Genomic DNA, 18,060 nt, shown 5'->3' with positions numbered 1-18,060 from the left:
TTTAACTTAGTTTAGATAATTTGTTCAGAGAACCAGATCTAAGCCGATTTCCAATAGCCAGCAGTACTACAAAAAAGGCCGGTAAGTAAAAGGTCGAAACGTTTACGTCAAAGCTAGACTGAATGATGTAGGCGAGCAGCCCTATATAAATGCCATGACGTAATTGGCTTACCTTGAATTTTGTTTTTCTTATCGTTCCATACATTAGCGACATCAGCATAGAAAGTAATAATCCTGCCCCTATAAAACCCTGCGTAGCAATGGTTTCTAAATAATCATTGTGAGCTCGTTTGGACATGGCGCTGTTGCCAAGTTTTTCGTTTTTGAAATAATGCTGTATATAGGGGTAGGTTCCAGGTCCCGTCCCCGCTGGTGCGAATTCAGCGATTACGCTTATGGCGGTTTGGTGCAGCATAACGCGGCCGTTGTCTTCAAATTGACTTTCGGTAAACCGTTTAAAGACGGACGTCTGGCTAAAAATAATCAATATTAATGAAAATACTATTGCGCCAAAGCCAACAAATTTGGGTTTGAACACCACAGCTCGAAAGCCCGGATTAGCAAGCGTAACCATTCCGATCACACAGCCGGTCGCCAACGCCAACGAAATCAGGGCTCCACGGGAACTAGTATTGAGAAGCGTGAACAATAAAATCATAGTACATCCCACGAGTACTAACAGCGGGGGTGTTTTAAAGGGAAACCGGTTGGGTTGCTGTTTCTTGGCGGTGAACCAATATTCGATAAGTAGGCCGAATGAAATGGATAAGCTCATTACTAGATACATAGCGTATTGATTTTTATAGCTAAACGTACCTCGTACTCCTTCGCTCCATTTTAAATCCCAGGGGGGGATAGCCTGAACCAGCTCGAATGCGCCATTAGTTGCAAAATTCAGTAAAGAATAGAGTGCCGTTACCGTAGCGCCTAATACCAATCCGTAAAAGAGAATACGGATTTTTCTAAGCGAATCGCAGGTTTTATAAACAGCGAGAAATAGTGCGCCCAGAGACGCATATTTAATAACTTCGATAAACGAAACCTGAGGATAGAGTGATAAGGGCTGAAGCTTACTTGGCGTGGAATTTTGATACCATTGATATGTCGCTGGGGCTAACTTACTCACCCACTCAGCAGGGAGGGGGACGAGATACATGGCCATTAAAATTAACCACAAGAAAAAACATATTGAAGTGAACTTGAGCGGGGGAGGGGTTTTAAAAACAGGCTGCCAATTTACTATGCAGATAAGTAAAATCGTGAAGACTGACCCGCAGAAAAAAAGTTGCTGCCATACCAATTCAATACCATGTAACCAGGGAAAAATACATAGACACGTTATCAAGGCTCCCAAAGCAATATTATTTATAGATTTACTATATCGGCTAGCAGGAAGAATAATGGCGTTTGTCATCCCTTTTCCTTATCTAATTTCCTTAAAAGAGCAGAGGTTTTACGGTTAGGGGAGAATTTGGCAAAGGGACGATAGAGTTTAGCGTCATGCATTGCGGCAAATAATACTTCTCTCACACCTTCCTCCGACAGCATGCTCTTAATCATGGGACCAGCCAGTTGGCGTATGTCTTCAGGTAACTGCTCCCACCGGGCTACGACTGCAGGGCCAAGAATAAGTTGTCCTGTTTGCTCTAATCCACCCGATTTTAACGCGATACGCAAATGAGCAATAAAACGGTCAGTTGGGGCATGGTGTTTATCATCTAATAACACCATTAAACTATCGGCTTCGAAATGAGTGGGTTGCAAAACCTTTGCCTGCTGCGCTCTGATCCTGGCGAGACTCAAGTATTTACTCGTATTGTGTGATTCTGAAAGCAGTATATACAGTTTTGCGAGGGCAATTTTTATTTGAGCATCAAAAGGCAGCTGCTCATCCGCTTGTTGCAAAGCCGCTAACGTTTCTACCACCTCCGCTTGAGAGGAAATCTGCCCTTCTGTAAACCACATGTTGACGTTTTGGACTGACTGCTGGCTGGCTAAGTAGGCGGTACCATAGTGAAAAGACTGTAGAAGTAGGAAAGCCGCTAAAAAAATGATGAATGCTCGAAGCGTAGCGAACAGTCCTACGTGGGTATATAGGCGAGAGAATCGACTGTTCATAATACCATGAAGAGTAGTCGTTTTGTCCTGACCGATACCCGCAATGGCATAACCTTGTCGACACGTAATCTACGTGCAAGGGAGTAATATGTATTAAGCAAATTAAGCAAATAGTTGGCCACGAATATACTTACCTATTTTTATGGAGCAAAATGCAAAGAAGATGGTTCGACTTATATTACTGCCTGATTTTTGTCAATTATGCAACTAAGCTTACTCATACTCAGTAAGCTGAATATGAATTAATCATGGTCCCTACTATTTTAGATATCGAAGCAAGCGGTTTTGGTGCGCATAGCTACCCTATTGAAATAGGGGTGGTGACAGGGGAAGGTGAAAAATATTGCAGTCTTATTAAACCCTTTAGCGAATGGCACCATTGGGATGAAGCCGCTGAAGAGGTTCACGGAATATCCAGAGATGAACTGTTACTCCATGGACAGCAGGGAAGAGAGGTGTGCCTGATGCTTAACCGCTTGCTAATGGGGCAAACCGTTTATTCTGATGGGTGGGCAGTAGATTATTCCTGGCTGCGAAAGTTATTTGCTGCCTCAGGACTGGCGATGGGGTTCTCACTTTCGCCGATTGAGATGATATTAAATGAAAGACAAGTGGAAGATTGGCCACTCATTAAGCAAAGCGTTTTGACCAAAATGAAAGTACCTCGACATCGTGCCAGTGCCGATGCACAGATGATTCAAACTACCTACGCATTATCTGTGCGAAGTGTACTTTAGAGAAAATTCGATAACGGCTCACTAAAACGCGTATTTAACTCCCATCATCAATGTATTGATATCCACTTCTCCCACTTCTCGGTATTCATATTCTAAAGCCATATTTAATGAGTTTTGATCGCCTAACTGCCAGCCAAAACTCGCTGCGTTACCTGCGTTGGTAGGAAGATATAATAGTGCTTCTTCAATGACGGAATGGTTACTGCCTTGCAATGCAGCGAATAATCGTTGCGAAGAATTTGACGAGATAAGCCGGCTGGCCGATACACGAACAGACTCGATAGGTGTATTTTGACTTACAGTATCCAGCCAGATGCCATTGCCGAGTAACTGGCGATGAAATTTTAAATTGAATGACCACTTTGGCAGCAGCACTGTTTGATAAGAAAAAGCAGACTTGAACTGATTATCGTCAGTGATAATAGGTGGGTTGACGTTAATAAACTCTGCGGCGGTTACGGTATAGGAATAAACCGACACCCCGATCATGACGCTTATAGCAATTAAATACTTCATCGGTGCATTCCAAAAAAACAAGAGTGAGAGTGTTATGCTGCTATTTTTTATATAAATATCTTTGTTTAAGTTTAAGTGTAGACGTGACTTTTAGAGTTGAAAAATTTTTTCAGAATTTATTTTAATCTTTTTATATTGTGAGGACGTGAGGATACATCGAGGGGACGGCATAATGAGCTAAAGAGAAATAGCCAATTTCAGAAGAGAAATTGGCTATTTAGCAATTTAAAGCGCACTTCTTAAAGCGTCTGCTTTATCGGTTTTTTCCCATGGGAAGTGGTCGCGCCCAAAGTGCCCATAAGCAGCTGTCGCTCTATAAATAGGGCGTTCAAGATCGAGCATCTTAATCAGGCCATAAGGACGTAAATCAAAATGCTCACGAACTAACTCAACTAACGTGCTTTCTTTTACGGTACCTGTGCCGAATGTTTCAATACTAATTGAGGTGGGTTCTGCTACACCAATAGCATAGGAAATTTGAATTTCACACCGCTTTGCCAGTCCCGCGGCGACGATGTTTTTAGCAACATAGCGACCAGCATAAGCGGCAGAACGATCCACTTTTGACGGATCTTTACCAGAGAAAGCTCCACCACCGTGACGAGCCATACCACCGTAAGTATCTACAATAATTTTACGCCCAGTAAGACCACAGTCACCCATAGGTCCGCCGATAACAAATCTGCCTGTCGGGTTGATGTGCATACGGGTGCGCTTGGTGATCCACTCCGCAGGTAAAACGGGTTTAATGATTTCTTCCATAACCGCTTCGCGTACGGTATCAGTGCTTACGCTATCGCAATGTTGAGTGGACAAAACCACAGCGTCAATGCCAACAGGCTTATCATTTTCATATATAAACGTAACCTGACTTTTGGCGTCTGGACGCAACCATGCAAGCTGACCTGACTTGCGCACTTCAGCTTGGCGATGAACCAAACGGTGGGCATAAGTCACAGGCGCGGGCATAAGGACATCTGTTTCGTCGCTGGCATAACCGAACATAAGGCCCTGATCGCCCGCACCCTGTTCTTCCGGAATGGCGCGATCCACACCTTGGTTAATATCGGGCGATTGTTTACCAATAGCATTAAGTACAGCACAAGAGTTTGCATCAAAACCCATATCGGAGTGCACATAGCCAATTTCTTTGATTGTTTGACGGGTGAGTTCTTCAATATCAACCCAGGCTTTAGTCGTAATTTCACCGCCTACTAAAACCATACCCGTCTTCACATAGCTTTCGCACGCAACGCGCGCTTGAGGATCCTGCTCAAGGATGGCGTCAAGCACCGCATCTGAGATTTGATCGGCTATTTTGTCTGGATGTCCTTCAGACACAGACTCAGAAGTAAATAAATGCGTAGCCATAGTTTCTCCAACTAATCTTTATTCTGTCGCTAATAACGCGGCATTGTACTTTATCCAAAAGAAAAAGCCAGCTTTACGTCTGGACGTCTATAGTCTGGCTGTCTCGATTTATTGACAAACGTCTTCGGGGTTCTTTTCGCTTTTAAAATACACAAAACACGTTGAACTGATATATCGCATGGGGGAGAATACCCGTCACAATTTTTATGCCACCCAGAGTCCGCAATCAAAGCAAGCTTAGGTGCTTACTTCTTGATATGCAAAGTGGATGCTCTGACGCTAAACAAAACGCAGGAGAAAACATGCCCACTCGTCGTGAACTTGCCAACGCTATACGCGCATTAAGTATGGATGCAGTCCAACAAGCTAATTCGGGTCATCCCGGTGCTCCTATGGGCATGGCAGATATTGCACAGGTTTTATGGTGCGACTATATGTCTCACAACCCAGCTAATCCTGAATGGGCTAACCGTGACCGCTTTGTATTATCCAATGGCCATGGCTCCATGCTGATTTATTCCCTTCTTCATCTTACAGGTTACGACTTGGCGCTTGAAGAACTGAAAAACTTTCGTCAGTTACACTCAAAGACCCCAGGCCATCCTGAATACGGCTATGCACCCGGTATCGAGACTACTACTGGACCGCTAGGTCAGGGTATCAGTAATGCAGTAGGCATGGCGCTGGCGGAGAAAGTGCTAGCAGCACAATTTAACCGCGATGGCCATGACATCATTGACCATTATACCTATGCATTTATGGGGGACGGCTGCTTAATGGAAGGTATTTCACACGAAAGCTGTTCTTTAGCAGGGACCCTTGGTTTGGGCAAGTTAGTCGCCTTCTGGGACGATAATGGTATTTCTATAGACGGTGAAGTAGAAGGCTGGTTTACCGATGATACACCTAAACGTTTTGAATCTTATGGCTGGCAGGTTATTCGCCATGTCGACGGCCATGATCCAGAACAAATTCGCAATGCAATCGAAGAAGCGCGCGCGAACACCACGCAGCCTACTCTAATTTGTACTAAAACCATCATTGGTTTTGGTGCGCCCAATAAACAGGGGACAGAATCTTGCCATGGTGCTCCATTAGGTGATGATGAAATTAAAGCTGCGCGTGAAGAACTGGGATGGACTTACGGTAAGTTTGAAGTACCTGAGGATGTTTACGCAGAATGGAGTGCTAGAGAAAAAGGTCAGCAAGTTGAGCAGAATTGGGATAATGCTTTTTCAGCGTATGAAAAAGCTCACCCTGAATTAGCTAAAGAACTGAAACGTCGTTTAAACGGCGATTTACCTGTAGATTTCACCGAAAAAGCTGATGCGTTTATTGCTAAATTGCAAGACAACCCTGAGAAAATTGCTACCCGTAAAGCTTCACAGAATGCGCTAAATGCCTTTGGTCCACTATTACCAGAACTACTGGGAGGCTCGGCAGATTTGGCTGGCTCTAACCTGACCATCTGGTCTGACAGCAAAGGTGTCGAAGCTACGAATGCAGCAGGCAACTATGTTTATTACGGTGTCCGTGAATTTGGGATGTCGGCCATCATGAACGGCATTATGCTGCACGGTGGATTCAGACCATATGGGGCCACGTTTCTGATGTTTATGGAGTATGCACGTAATGCAGTTCGTATGGCTTCACTCATGCGCATTCCAGTATTATTTGTCTATACCCATGATTCAATCGGTCTGGGCGAAGATGGCCCAACGCACCAAGCCGTAGAGCAGTTGGTAGCATTGCGTTCAACGCCGAATTTGGATAACTGGCGTCCATGCGATCAGGTTGAGTCAGCAGTTGCCTGGAAAGCGTCACTAGAGCGCAAAGATGGCCCTTCCACTTTAATCTTCACGCGCCAAGGTGTACCACAGCAAGCGCGTACAGCACAGCAACTTAAACTTATTGAACGTGGTGGGTACATTCTTAAAGACAGTGAAAACACACCTGATATCATATTACTCGCCACCGGTTCTGAAGTGTCACTGGCCGTCGAGGCGGCTGACACGCTAAGTGAAAAAGGCAAAAACGTTCGTGTTGTGTCGATGCCCTCAACAGATGTATTTGACCGTCAGGATGCAGAGTATAAAGAGTCTGTATTACCTTCGTCTGTAACCAAGCGTGTAGCTGTTGAAGCATTGGCTAAAGACAGTTGGTACAAATACGTAGGGCTGAACGGTGCTATTATTGGCATGGACACTTTCGGTGAATCAGCTCCGGCTGGCGACTTATTTAAGCACTTTAATATTACGGCTGAAGCGGTGGTAGACGCTGCGCTTAGCTTGTAATTATTCAATAGTAGGCAGTTCATGGTAAGAATCGCCATTAATGGCTTTGGTCGAATTGGGCGGAATGTGTTGCGGGCGCTATTTGAAAGCGGCCGCAACCATGAAATTCAAATTGTAGCGATCAATGATATTGCTAAACCAGAAGGTATCGCACACTTATTGAAATACGATACCGCTCATGGTCGTTTCGGTTTTGACGTTTGTCTGGCGAATGGGGATTTATTGGTTGACGGCAAGCCTATAAGGTTGCTGGCTCAACCCGATATCGACTTATTACCTTGGAGCGAACTGGCAGTAGATATCGTATTAGAATGTACGGGCGTCTATCAAGATCGTCAGTCAGGGCTTGCCCATCTAGCTGCGGGGGCGAAAAAAGTACTGTATGCCCAACCCGGCAGCAACGATTTAGACAATACAATTATTTATGGAAGCAACGAAGACACGTTAACGGCTGAACAAAAGTTAGTGTCTAACGGTTCCTGCACAACGAATTGCATTGTTCCGGTTATTCAGGCGTTAGATAATGCATTTGGCGTGTTAAGTGGCACCATTACTACTATTCACGCCTCAATGCATGATCAGCAGGTCATAGACGCTTATCATGATGATTTACGTCTCACCCGTGCAGCCAGCCAGTCTATTATTCCTGTTGATACCCGCTTAGCGAGAGGTATAGAGCGCATTTTACCTAAGTTTGCGGGGAAATTTGAAGCAATTGCAGTACGTGTTCCCACCATCAATGTAACGGCAATGGATTTGAGTGTGACATTGGATACCGACGTAACCATAAGTGATATAAACGGCGCTTTAAAAGCGGCATGCAAAGGCAGTTTATCTGGCATTTTAGACTATACCGAAGAGCCTTTGGTATCCGTAGACTTTAATCATAACCCTCATTCTTGCATCGTTGATGGCACGCAAACCCGAGTTAGTCACCGCCAGTTGGTGAAGACATTAGTATGGTGTGACAATGAATGGGGCTTTGCTAATCGAATGCTTGACACTGCCGTAGCAATGCACAAGGCAACTTAAATAGTTTTAAAATATAAGGAATTCTCATGGCAATACCCAGCATGCATGATCTTTCACTTGAAGGACAACGCGTTCTAATCCGTCAGGATCTCAACGTGCCTGTCAAAAACGGAAAAGTTACGTCAGATGCGCGTATCAAAGCGTCTATTCCCACTATTAAAGCCGCCCTAGATGCCAAAGCGGCGGTTATGGTTATGTCACATCTGGGACGTCCGGCTGAAGGACAGCCTGAACATGAATTTTCACTCCAGCCAGTGGTAGATTATTTAACTGACGCATTGGATGTGCCAGTTAAATTAGTGAAAGATTATTTAAACGGAGTATCTGTATCGCCGGGTGAATTGGTAATACTTGAAAACGTGCGCTTTAACAAAGGCGAGAAAAAGGACGATGAAGCGCTTGCTAAGCAGTATGCGTCCCTGTGCGATATCTTTGTAATGGATGCGTTCGGTACTGCTCATCGTGCCCAAGCTTCCACGCATGGTGTGGCGAAGTTTGCGCCAAAAGCGTGTGCTGGGCCGCTTTTGGCCGCCGAGCTTGATGCGCTGTCAAAAGCGTTAGATAACCCCGCTCGCCCCATGGTTGCCATTGTAGGCGGTTCGAAAGTGTCAACAAAGCTAACTGTTTTGAAATCATTGGCGACAAAAGTTGATCAATTAATTGTAGGTGGCGGTATTGCTAATACTTTCATCGCCGCCAAGGGGCATAATGTTGGCAAATCGTTGGTAGAAATGGATTTGATAGCCGAAGCGAAACGGCTTATGGATGAGGCGACAGCGAATAACGCAGATATCCCTGTGCCCACTGACGTCGTTGTAGGTCAGAAATTTGCGGAAGATGCAGAAGCTTCGTTAAAACCCGTTAACGATATTGGCAATGATGATATGGTATTTGATATTGGACCAGACTCTGCAGAGGCATTGGTAGAAATATTAAAAAATGCCGGCACAATTGTCTGGAACGGACCAGTTGGCGTATTTGAATTCGATCAATTCGCCAAGGGGACTAAAGCGGTTGCTCAGGCTATCGCCGAAAGTTCAGCTTTTTCTATCGCTGGTGGCGGTGATACATTAGCTGCGGTGGACAAGTATAATATTGCAGATAAAGTGTCGTATATCTCAACAGGCGGTGGTGCATTTTTAGAATTTTTGGAAGGTAAAACCTTACCGGCAGTAGCCATACTAGAAGAAAAAAATAAATAAGGTTACTGCGAAAAAATATCGTCCGACTCAATAAGTAAATTGGGTTGGCGTCATTTTAAAACCCTACATCTGCTAATTAAGCAGTAATAGTAAAATCGAAAGGAGTGATGCAAATGGCTTCACAAGCTCAACAAGCAATGCTGGATAAGATTAAAACGCAAAAGGGCTTTATTGCCGCACTTGACCAAAGTGGTGGCAGTACGCCAAAAGCGCTTCGTTTGTACGGTATTGACGAATCTGCGTACAGCGGCGATGAAGAAATGTTTAATGTGGTTCATCAAATGCGCACGAGAATTATTACCAGCGATGCGTTCAGTGGCGAGCGAGTGTTAGGTGCTATTTTGTTTGAAAATACGCTGGATCGTGAGATCGAAGGCATGTCTACTGCCCATTACCTATGGCAGAAAAAACGTGTAATACCCTTCTTAAAAGTAGATAAAGGCTTGGCGGATGAAGCTAACGGTGTTCAATTAATGAAGCCAATGCCAGAGTTAGCCGACTTACTAGTTAAAGCAAATGCCCAGGATGTGTTTGGTACAAAAATGCGTTCGGTGGTTAAGATGGCTAATCACGAAGGGATTAAAGCGGTTGTCGAACAACAGTTTGAAGTAGGTAAACAGATAATAGCTGCAGGGTTAGTTCCAATCATTGAGCCGGAAGTGGATATCAATAGCCCCGAAAAAGCAGAAGCAGAAGCCTTGTTGAAAGTAGAAATTCTTACACAACTTAATTTGCTAAATGAAGGGCAGGAAGTCATGCTTAAGCTAACCCTGCCGAATCAAGCAAACTTTTACAAAGAACTCATCGATCATCCACGCGTCATTAAGGTTGTGGCCCTCTCTGGAGGCTACAGTCGCGACGAGGCTAATGAAAAACTTGCGCAAAACAAAGATATGATTGCAAGTTTCTCGCGTGCATTGACAGAGGGTATTTCTGCTCAGCAATCTCGAGAAGAGTTCGAGTCCACGTTAGATACTTCTATCGAAAACATCTACCAGGCCTCTATCGCATAATTTATTTAAGCATCAGAAGGTCGACACGTTGAGGTCGACCTTTTACCCTTCCCCCCTGATATGCAAGCAGTAAGTAATAACTAGCTGGGCACATCGTTCTTCTGCCTGGCTTTTCAGCATTACAGTCGCAATTATTTAGTGTAATTCGGACCCACCAACGGTTTACCAAACTGGATGATTACGAACTGAGAAATACTAGCAATGCTAAAGCATATATGATTTATTATTGGTATTAAACATGTCTGACCAGTCTGTTGCTAGGTACGCTAGTTTCCATTATAATCTGCCACCACAATTCCAATAATACACATGCGGATCTTATAGGATAAAGGTCTATTTACTTACTTCACGCCACATGTAGTTACAGTCGAATGGCCATGCAGGCAATTTGCAGTAGTGGTCGGGGTACACTCGGTGAGCAGTTTTCACTTACATATCTTTCAGGTCTCCCTGTTAGGGATAATGACCATGGTTGGGATGCTATTTACCTTTATGCTTCCTATGCCGTCGCAAAAGCATAAAGCTCGTTCAGCTTTTTTTGCCAGATTATTTTTACTTACAATGTGGGCCGGTCAAGCTAGCCTCACACTCCCTTACTTCGACCACCATATAGCAGGCACCGTAGGACACGCGTTTTTTATTACGCTGAGTGGTTATTTGCTTTTTATAACAGTAGTTAAACGCTATGGTCACGCATTGCTTCGTAAAACCAGATTAAAAATAGTAATACACCTTCTTATCATCGTTTTGCTCAGTAGTTTCACCAGCGCCTATGATATAAATTCGTTAGTATGTGACGTGATGTTGTTGGCCAGTGTTGCTATCCCACTGCTATTAGCATTTCGATATATAAAATTGCAGGGTGGCGAACGAAATCCGGGTGACCGGGTGTTGATGGCGGTGGTGCTTGCAGCGTTATCTGTTATTGTGGCGGGAGCTCCATTGTATTGGATGCTTTTTGAACAAAACGGACTCCAACAGAGCTTAGTTAGTTTCGGTTTGCATATGGTAATGATGCTTACTTTCATGCTGGGTTTTGCTGTAAGTATTTTGCATTCGTTAGTTAATCGGCTCAAATACAAAATTTATCAAGATCCCCTCACAGGATGCAAAAATCGCCATTTCTTTTACGAAATCGTGCCCAAACTATTAGCCCATGCTAAACGCAACGATGAGCGACTATCGGTAGTAATTTGCGACATTGACCATTTCAAATCTATTAATGATAAATATGGCCATATGAATGGGGATCGCGCATTACAGCAATTTGCGAAAACGGTATCTGCAGAACTGCGGGATGAAGATTCTTTAATCCGCATGGGCGGAGAAGAGTTTTTAATTCTTTCGCCAAAAAGCGACGTTAAACAGGCTGAAGCATTCGCGGAACGTCTGCGCTCTAAAATTGAGGCCAAACCTCTCACGGTAGCAGATACGAATATTTCATTAACCGCTTCGTTTGGGGTAGTCGAAGTCCATTCAAATAGTGATATTTATCATGGGCTGAAGGCAGCTGATTCGGCTATGTATAAGGCGAAGTCTGCAGGACGGAATCAGGTCATTACGGTCAACGCGTAATAGTTGACCGTTTTGTTGCCCTTCACATTGCATTCGTCTTTTGGAAACGATTTGTATCAATAACGAGACTTGTCACATTTCCTTGCTGGTCACGGTTAAATGATATTTCTTGCATTCGTTCAGGAACCAACTCAGCTAAAACGCTATCAGTTGCCTTAGCGTGTCGAGACGTTGCGTTTAAGGCCCCCCAGGTGATTTGCAAATGTCCACTATGCGACGCCACTTCTACGGTGCCCAATAGATTGTGCTGATAAAGACCGACGTATTTTGAAGTGGGAAGCGTCAAACTTGAGTTTTCTGGCTCGTCAGAACGGCGTTGTTTGTTTCTCTCTATAAACCCATCTACCGCTTTTTTAAGCGCGTGCAGCTCATCTAGTAAATGCTTTTCTGCCATTTTATTACCTAGCAGATGTTGGTAAATAGCATCTGCTAGTAACGTATTTATTGCGTTCCCCAGTCTGCCTTCGTTATTTACAATAGCGACTCCCAGCTTATGCTTCGGTATAAAGGAAACATGCGCTGACGAGCCTGGATAACCCCCACCGTGATGAAACACTTTTTCACCGTGATATTGGCCGATAAACCAACCCCACCCATACTCATTTTTGCTAAATGTTCTCGTTTTACCGTTTGGGTTAGGGATCGTAGATATGGATTGATGTGACTTTTGAATGACTTGTGAAGGTATAACTTGTTCGCCGTTTAGTTTGCCATCGTTGAGTTGTACCTTGATAAAGCTTGCCAGGTCATTCACCGTTGACGTCATTCCTCCCGCAGAGTGCATTGTCTGGGGCTGTTTAAATAAGTACAGCGGTTTGTTAGGAGTATCTGAACTGGCCGAGTAGGGTAATGCGTAAGGAGCAACACCTTTATCGCTTGTGGGGAGGGTTGTGGAGGTATTTATGAGTTTCAGCGGGCGGATAGTATGATGGCTAATCGCTTGCTGCCACGTGGTGTTTAGAGATTCTTCATACCACATACCTAAAATATTATAGCCAATGTTTGCGTATTCAAACTCACCGGGAAAGGTATTTTTATTTGGTTTGATATTGGTTAATAGTTTTCTTCTAATTTGAGGGTTATGAAGACCAGTATAGGCGAACGGCCAAATAAATGGGTCTTCACTAATTCCGGAGGTGTGCGAGAGGAGGTGTTTAATGGTTATTTTATTAACGCCTTCCATCTGAAAATCAATATCCGGAAATAAGGAAAGAAGTGAGCTGGAAGTATCTATTTGTTGGTTATATTCGCTTTGTAAAACCGTTAAAGCAAAGAAAGGTTTCGTTACCGATGCGATATAGAAAGACGTGTTTTGATCGACAGGCTTTTGTTTCTCTATATCTTCAAAACCAAAGTAGCCCTCATATATCACTTCATCATCTCTTACGACAGCAACAGCTGTGGCAAACGGAAGATCAAATAAATCTTTTGTTTGGGTAACCATCTTGTCAAAAGCAGCTTGATCTGCGAAGGCGAATGACGAATATAGTAATGAAAAAAGCACGATACTAACTTTCATTCTACAGCTCCGTTTTATCATCGGTGAGGGGAGTAAACTATAACAGGTTCGTAAAACGGTTAAACCACTAATATGTAACGATATCTTTTTCGTGCTAGTGGCTGATACAAAGATTTTAAAGGATGGGGTCAGGTTGAATAAACAATTTGAGATTTAACGCTTCCCAATATTGCATTTCCCGCGCTAAATCGGCGGCAATTATCCTTCGCTGGTCCAGCCATCCGGGAGGGAACAGTATCGTACAACCGGCTTTATCAGATACGATTTTGAAATCTGGAAGATAGTTTTCTTGCCGTTTAATATTCAATACTACGGCAAGGCGCAATAGTGCAATGAGTTTGTAAACTACTTCACTGTCATATTGATTAAATTCTACAATTTCCTGAACGGATACTTTCTTACGGTGGTAACGCACAAGGGTCGATAATAATTCTTGTTGTTCCTGAGAAAAACCTGGCATATCTGAATTGGAAAGAATATACGCAGAGTGTCTTTGAACCCCTCTTGAATTAACTTGCAAACCGACTTCATGTAACAATGCAGCCCAACCAAGCATACTTTTATGCTCTGCCTGTTTAATCTTCCAACGCTTAGCGCAGGCGTCGTAAAGGGTCATGGTGGTTTTTAGTACCAAGTTAGCTTGAGCCGTATCCACATCATAGCGAGAGGCCAGGCTGGTAGCTGTTCTGCCGCGGATATCCTGTTGTTTAAGGGTCGCTTCCATTTCATAGATGACACCCTCACGAAGCGCGGCGGAAGAATAAATAAGCTCGTCAATTTTTAGTGTTTTAAATATACCTATTAATATCGCCAGTCCCGCAGCGATAACCGGCTTTCTATCATCGCTTAAATCAGGAAAAGATAACTTGTTTACGTGACCAACTTCGATGAACTGCTGCATTAGCGTGTTAAGACTTTTAAGGGTAATCGGGATATCATGTCCATTCGGGCGATCAATCTGAACAAGCTTGAAAAGCGCCTTTATTGTGCCAGACGTACCTAGACATATGTCCCAGCCCGTCTTCATAAATTTACCTTCGATCAACTCTAACGCTTGTTCCACACTGGTTATGGCCTTATTAAAAGCGCAGGCGTTTAACTCTCCATCTATAAAAAAATATTGTGTATAGCTAACACAACCCATTTGAATACTTCTGCAGAGCTTGGGTTCAAACTCTTCACCGATAACAAATTCTGTGGAACCACCACCAATATCAATAACTAATCTTTTACCTTCATGATGAGTGGTGTGGGCAACACCGGAATATATAAGCCGAGCTTCTTCCGTTCCGGGGATGACCTCGATGGGGTAGGGAATGATTGCTTTCGCAGCTTTAATAAACTGCTTTGCATTAATCGCCTTTCTAAGCGTATGCGTGGCCACAATTCTTACGTTATCAGGTTCAAAGCCTTTTAGCGTTTCTGCAACGATACGAAGTATACCTAAACCTCGGTCAATTGCTTCTTGTGATAATACATTGTTTTCGTCGAGGTCTTGGGCTAAACGCACTTTCTCTTTTACGGTATGTAAAATCTGCACCGAACCTGCCACAATTCGGACCACCACTAAATGAAAGCTATTTGAACCGATGTCGAGCGCAGCCGCCTTTTTGACGTCCTTTAATTCATCATGTTTAAAGGCCGGGGGTTGTGAAACGCTTTTTTTGTTCAATCCGGGAGTTCTTCTTCAAGCGTTCTCAGGTAATCATATATGGCTTCCTGCGAACGAATTTTTTTACGGTTACCTCTATCAACGTAACGATTGACCTGATTTTTGTCAATTATCCGCGCCTTTAAAGTATCCTCGAATTGTAATTCAATGACATCAACAATCTGCTTTTGCAATCGCGTATCATAGATAGGACAGCCTACTTCAATACGATTATCCATATTACGTGTCATCCAGTCGGCGGATGAGATAAACACTTTTCTATAGCCGCCCCCTTCGAAAATCATTACCCTCGGGTGCTCTAGAAATCTATCGACTATAGAAATAATTTCAATATTCTCACTTATACCCTCAATACCTGGCACCAGCGAACACATGCCGCGAATTAACGCACGAATTTTTACCCCTGCCTGGCTGGCTCGGTATAAGTCGTCGATAAGTTCTTTATCTACCAGATTATTAATTTTTATCGTAATACCCGCTTGGGACCCTTCTTTAAGATACTGAATTTCTTGCCGAATTAAAGACTGGATTTTGGTTCGAGCATTGAGTGGAGAAATTTGTAAATGCTGAAATTTGTATCGTCGATACGGATATTGAATTAAGTCAAACACCCCTACGGCTTCTTGTGCGAGATCCTGATTGCGCGTAAATAAGCTGAAATCAGTGTAAATTTTGGCGGTCTTTTCATTAAAGTTACCTGTACCAAAATGGGCATAATGAACCATGGAGTTGCGCTCTTCGCGGGTAACCACACATAGTTTGCTGTGAATCTTTAAGGTGGGCACACCTAAAATAACGCGGATGCCCGCATCGGTCATTCTTTTGGACCATTCAATGTTAGCCTCTTCATCGAAACGGGCGCGAAGTTCTACCACAACAGTGACCTTTTTGCCGTTGTCGACGGCATCAATCAGTGAGTTGATAATACGGGAATTTGTTGCCACCCGGTAAATATTAATGCGGATCATTTTGACATTGGGATCGAACGCGGCCTGTCGCACGAATTCGGTGAAATGTAAGAAACGATGATAGGGGTAATACAACAATACATCATGGGCAGTTATCGCATCAAATACGGTATTAAACCGTGAGAAGCTGCGGCTATTTATGGCTCGAATGGGGGTATACTCAAGGTAATTTCTCCCCACGTTAGGGAAGCCTATAAAATCTTTAAAATTGCGGTAGTGCCCGGCGGCATGCATAGTATCTAAAGAGGTGATTTTAAGCCGCTTGCGCAAGTCAGAGACCATATCTTTAGGCATAGATTGATCATGTATCACGCGCACGGGTTCGGCAATTAAACGTTGCTTCATACTCTCAGACATTTTTTCAACGTAGCTTTCATCAATTTCATCATTGATAGAGTATTCGGCATCGCGGGTCATCTTAAACGAGAATGCTTCAAGGGTGTCGAACTTGACAAAACCCCTGAATATTTCGGCAAGGCATAGCTGAATAATGTCATCCAGTAGAATAATGTGTTTTTTCTTGCGGCTTTTTTCCGGTGGTATCACCACAAAGCGTGACATTTCAGAGGTTGGCACCTGAACAGCCGCGAAACGCGGATTTTTACCTTTTCGTCTGATGGCGACATACAGATATACGGCGGTGCCGTTAAGACGACTTAATAGATCCGTTTTTTTATCTATCAAAATGGGAGCAATGTGCCTTAACACCTTATTAATAAAAAAGTTTCGCGCCCACGTTTTCTGATAGTCGTTAAGCGCGTCCTTACGTAAAATAAGGATATGGTATCGAGCGAGTGACTTTAAAACATCTTTGTGAATGTCATTAAATTTAGCTGAAAGTTCAACCACCTTGGATTGAATTTGCTCCATTAGCTGAATTTTTTTCTCAGCTTCTTCATCGTTCCCATCATTTTGAGCGATAGTGATTTGCCGTTTTACATCGGCTGCTCGAACCCTAAAAAATTCGTCCAAATTGTTTGAATAGATACCTAAAAACCGCAAACGTTCCACCGCTGGGGTGTTTCTGTCTGCCGCTTCTTGTAGCACACGCTCGTTAAAAGAAAGCCAGCTCAACTCTTTAGGGTAGTATAATTCGATGTTGTCCATGTATTCTTAAAGGTACGGGTTTCAATAGGTTAACGAGCCCGTGACTGATATGTTTGTTTGACATACAGGTAACACTGACAACGCTTTTTTTACTTACCAATGGAAATATCTACGACTAAATCGGCAGAGCGGTTTTCTAGGGCGCGTTGCAGTGCACTTTCGTCAAAACTATCAGGTACGGTAATGACAGCACGGGCTTTAAACATCATGCTTCCCCAGGCAGGTGCGCTTTCGCAACGCGAATCAAAAGAAACGATATTTAAATTGAATTGATTAAAAATGCTGGTTAACTCCTGAACTATGCCTGGCTTATCATTGCCCATCACATCTACGGTGAGCGTGTTACTTAACTCTACTTGTTCACTAGCAACGGAAATAGAGTGCACATCAAGGTCAGGAATTTTGCTCACCGAAGAAACCAATTCATCAACGTTGTCTTCACTAACCTGAACTTCTACAAAACCCGTAAACATGCCTGCCATATGCGCAAAACTGCTGGATAACCAATTTCCGTTTCGCTGATAGACGTTTTTAGCAATAGAATCCACTATTCCTGGTTTGTCTTTGCCAATAACGGTAATAATGAGTGACTGCATAATTTTCCCTTGTTAATAAGAAACATAAGTGATTAATCAAAGATAGTTTGAGATGACTGAAATGAAAAGAGAGGGGGATAATATCGCCACGAGAAAATGCCGTAATAGGTCGCAATAATGAGTGCTCAAACCACGTAGCTAATAAATACATCTATTCAACATTCTTTTTAATTTTAGTATTTTCAAAGGCTGTAGCATTGCTTCATCGCTCAGCTTTCAAAAATGGTTTCCTCTTTTCCAGTACTGATGTCGCATTCAAGTAGTAAGGTATAAGTGGTGTTAGCTCGGAATGCTCCCTCGGAATAGCAAAACATATTTAGCGTGAAAATGAGTATTATCC

Annotated in this window: 14 protein-coding genes; 6 read left to right on the top strand and 8 right to left on the bottom strand. The window is 43.3% G+C overall.

The window, feature by feature from the left end:
- Position 1 precedes the first annotated feature (1 nt).
- Positions 2–1,414, bottom strand: a complete 1,413-nt coding sequence (locus tag OPS28_RS01210) for an O-antigen ligase family protein (RefSeq protein WP_265607601.1) — start codon at positions 1,412–1,414, stop codon at positions 2–4.
- Positions 1,411–2,118, bottom strand: a complete 708-nt coding sequence (locus OPS28_RS01205; protein WP_265607600.1) for a hypothetical protein — start codon at positions 2,116–2,118, stop codon at positions 1,411–1,413. Before OPS28_RS01205 ends, OPS28_RS01210 begins: the two co-directional genes overlap by 4 nt.
- A gap of 248 nt (positions 2,119–2,366) precedes the next feature.
- On the opposite strand from OPS28_RS01205, the gene OPS28_RS01200 reads away from it, so the two are divergent.
- Positions 2,367–2,855, top strand: coding sequence for a 3'-5' exonuclease (locus OPS28_RS01200; protein ID WP_265607599.1), 489 nt, complete (start codon positions 2,367–2,369; stop codon positions 2,853–2,855).
- 21 nt (positions 2,856–2,876) lie between these two features.
- Here the strand turns inward: OPS28_RS01200 and OPS28_RS01195 are convergent, their stop codons facing one another.
- Together OPS28_RS01195 and metK are read right to left on the bottom strand one after the other, a co-directional pair.
- Positions 2,877–3,371 carry a hypothetical protein gene (locus OPS28_RS01195; protein WP_265607598.1) on the bottom strand — a complete coding sequence of 165 codons (495 nt, stop codon included), beginning with the start codon at positions 3,369–3,371 and terminating at the stop codon, positions 2,877–2,879.
- Positions 3,372–3,596: 225 nt separating this feature from the next.
- Positions 3,597–4,742 (bottom strand): methionine adenosyltransferase, encoded by a 1,146-nt coding sequence (gene metK / locus OPS28_RS01190; RefSeq protein WP_265607597.1) that lies wholly within the window; start codon positions 4,740–4,742, stop codon positions 3,597–3,599.
- A 302-nt stretch (positions 4,743–5,044) separates the two neighbouring features.
- On the opposite strand from metK, the gene tkt reads away from it, so the two are divergent.
- From tkt to OPS28_RS17045, 5 genes are all read left to right on the top strand, one after another.
- Positions 5,045–7,036 carry a transketolase gene (gene tkt, locus OPS28_RS01185; protein ID WP_265607596.1) on the top strand — a complete coding sequence of 664 codons (1,992 nt, stop codon included), beginning with the start codon at positions 5,045–5,047 and terminating at the stop codon, positions 7,034–7,036.
- A 21-nt stretch (positions 7,037–7,057) separates the two neighbouring features.
- Positions 7,058–8,068: an erythrose-4-phosphate dehydrogenase gene (epd, locus tag OPS28_RS01180; RefSeq protein ID WP_265607595.1), complete on the top strand. Its 1,011-nt coding sequence runs from the start codon at positions 7,058–7,060 to the stop codon at positions 8,066–8,068.
- Positions 8,069–8,094: 26 nt separating this feature from the next.
- Entirely contained in the window at positions 8,095–9,270 is a 1,176-nt protein-coding gene (locus tag OPS28_RS01175; RefSeq protein WP_265607594.1) for a phosphoglycerate kinase, read from the top strand.
- A gap of 113 nt (positions 9,271–9,383) precedes the next feature.
- Positions 9,384–10,283 carry a fructose bisphosphate aldolase gene (locus OPS28_RS01170; RefSeq protein ID WP_265607593.1) on the top strand — a complete coding sequence of 300 codons (900 nt, stop codon included), beginning with the start codon at positions 9,384–9,386 and terminating at the stop codon, positions 10,281–10,283.
- A 414-nt stretch (positions 10,284–10,697) separates the two neighbouring features.
- Entirely contained in the window at positions 10,698–11,858 is a 1,161-nt protein-coding gene (locus OPS28_RS17045; protein ID WP_265607592.1) for a GGDEF domain-containing protein, read from the top strand.
- Positions 11,859–11,880: 22 nt separating this feature from the next.
- On the opposite strand, the gene OPS28_RS01160 is transcribed toward OPS28_RS17045, so the two are convergent.
- From OPS28_RS01160 to OPS28_RS01145, 4 genes are all read right to left on the bottom strand, one after another.
- Positions 11,881–13,377, bottom strand: a complete 1,497-nt coding sequence (locus tag OPS28_RS01160; protein ID WP_265607591.1) for a serine hydrolase domain-containing protein — start codon at positions 13,375–13,377, stop codon at positions 11,881–11,883.
- A gap of 115 nt (positions 13,378–13,492) precedes the next feature.
- A complete protein-coding gene (ppx, locus tag OPS28_RS01155; protein WP_265607590.1) occupies positions 13,493–15,049 on the bottom strand; it encodes an exopolyphosphatase in 1,557 nt (518 codons plus the stop codon).
- Positions 15,046–17,124 (bottom strand): polyphosphate kinase 1, encoded by a 2,079-nt coding sequence (gene ppk1 / locus OPS28_RS01150; RefSeq protein WP_265607589.1) that lies wholly within the window; start codon positions 17,122–17,124, stop codon positions 15,046–15,048. Before ppk1 ends, ppx begins: the two co-directional genes overlap by 4 nt.
- Positions 17,125–17,213: 89 nt before the next feature.
- Positions 17,214–17,720 carry a glycine cleavage system protein R gene (locus tag OPS28_RS01145; RefSeq protein ID WP_265607588.1) on the bottom strand — a complete coding sequence of 169 codons (507 nt, stop codon included), beginning with the start codon at positions 17,718–17,720 and terminating at the stop codon, positions 17,214–17,216.
- Positions 17,721–18,060: the final 340 nt, after the last annotated feature.

Origin of the sequence: Alteromonas sp. ASW11-130 (genome assembly GCF_026183735.1) — a bacterium.
Classification (GTDB): domain Bacteria; phylum Pseudomonadota; class Gammaproteobacteria; order Enterobacterales; family Alteromonadaceae; genus Alteromonas.
This window is presented reverse-complemented; position numbering and strand designations above follow the sequence as displayed.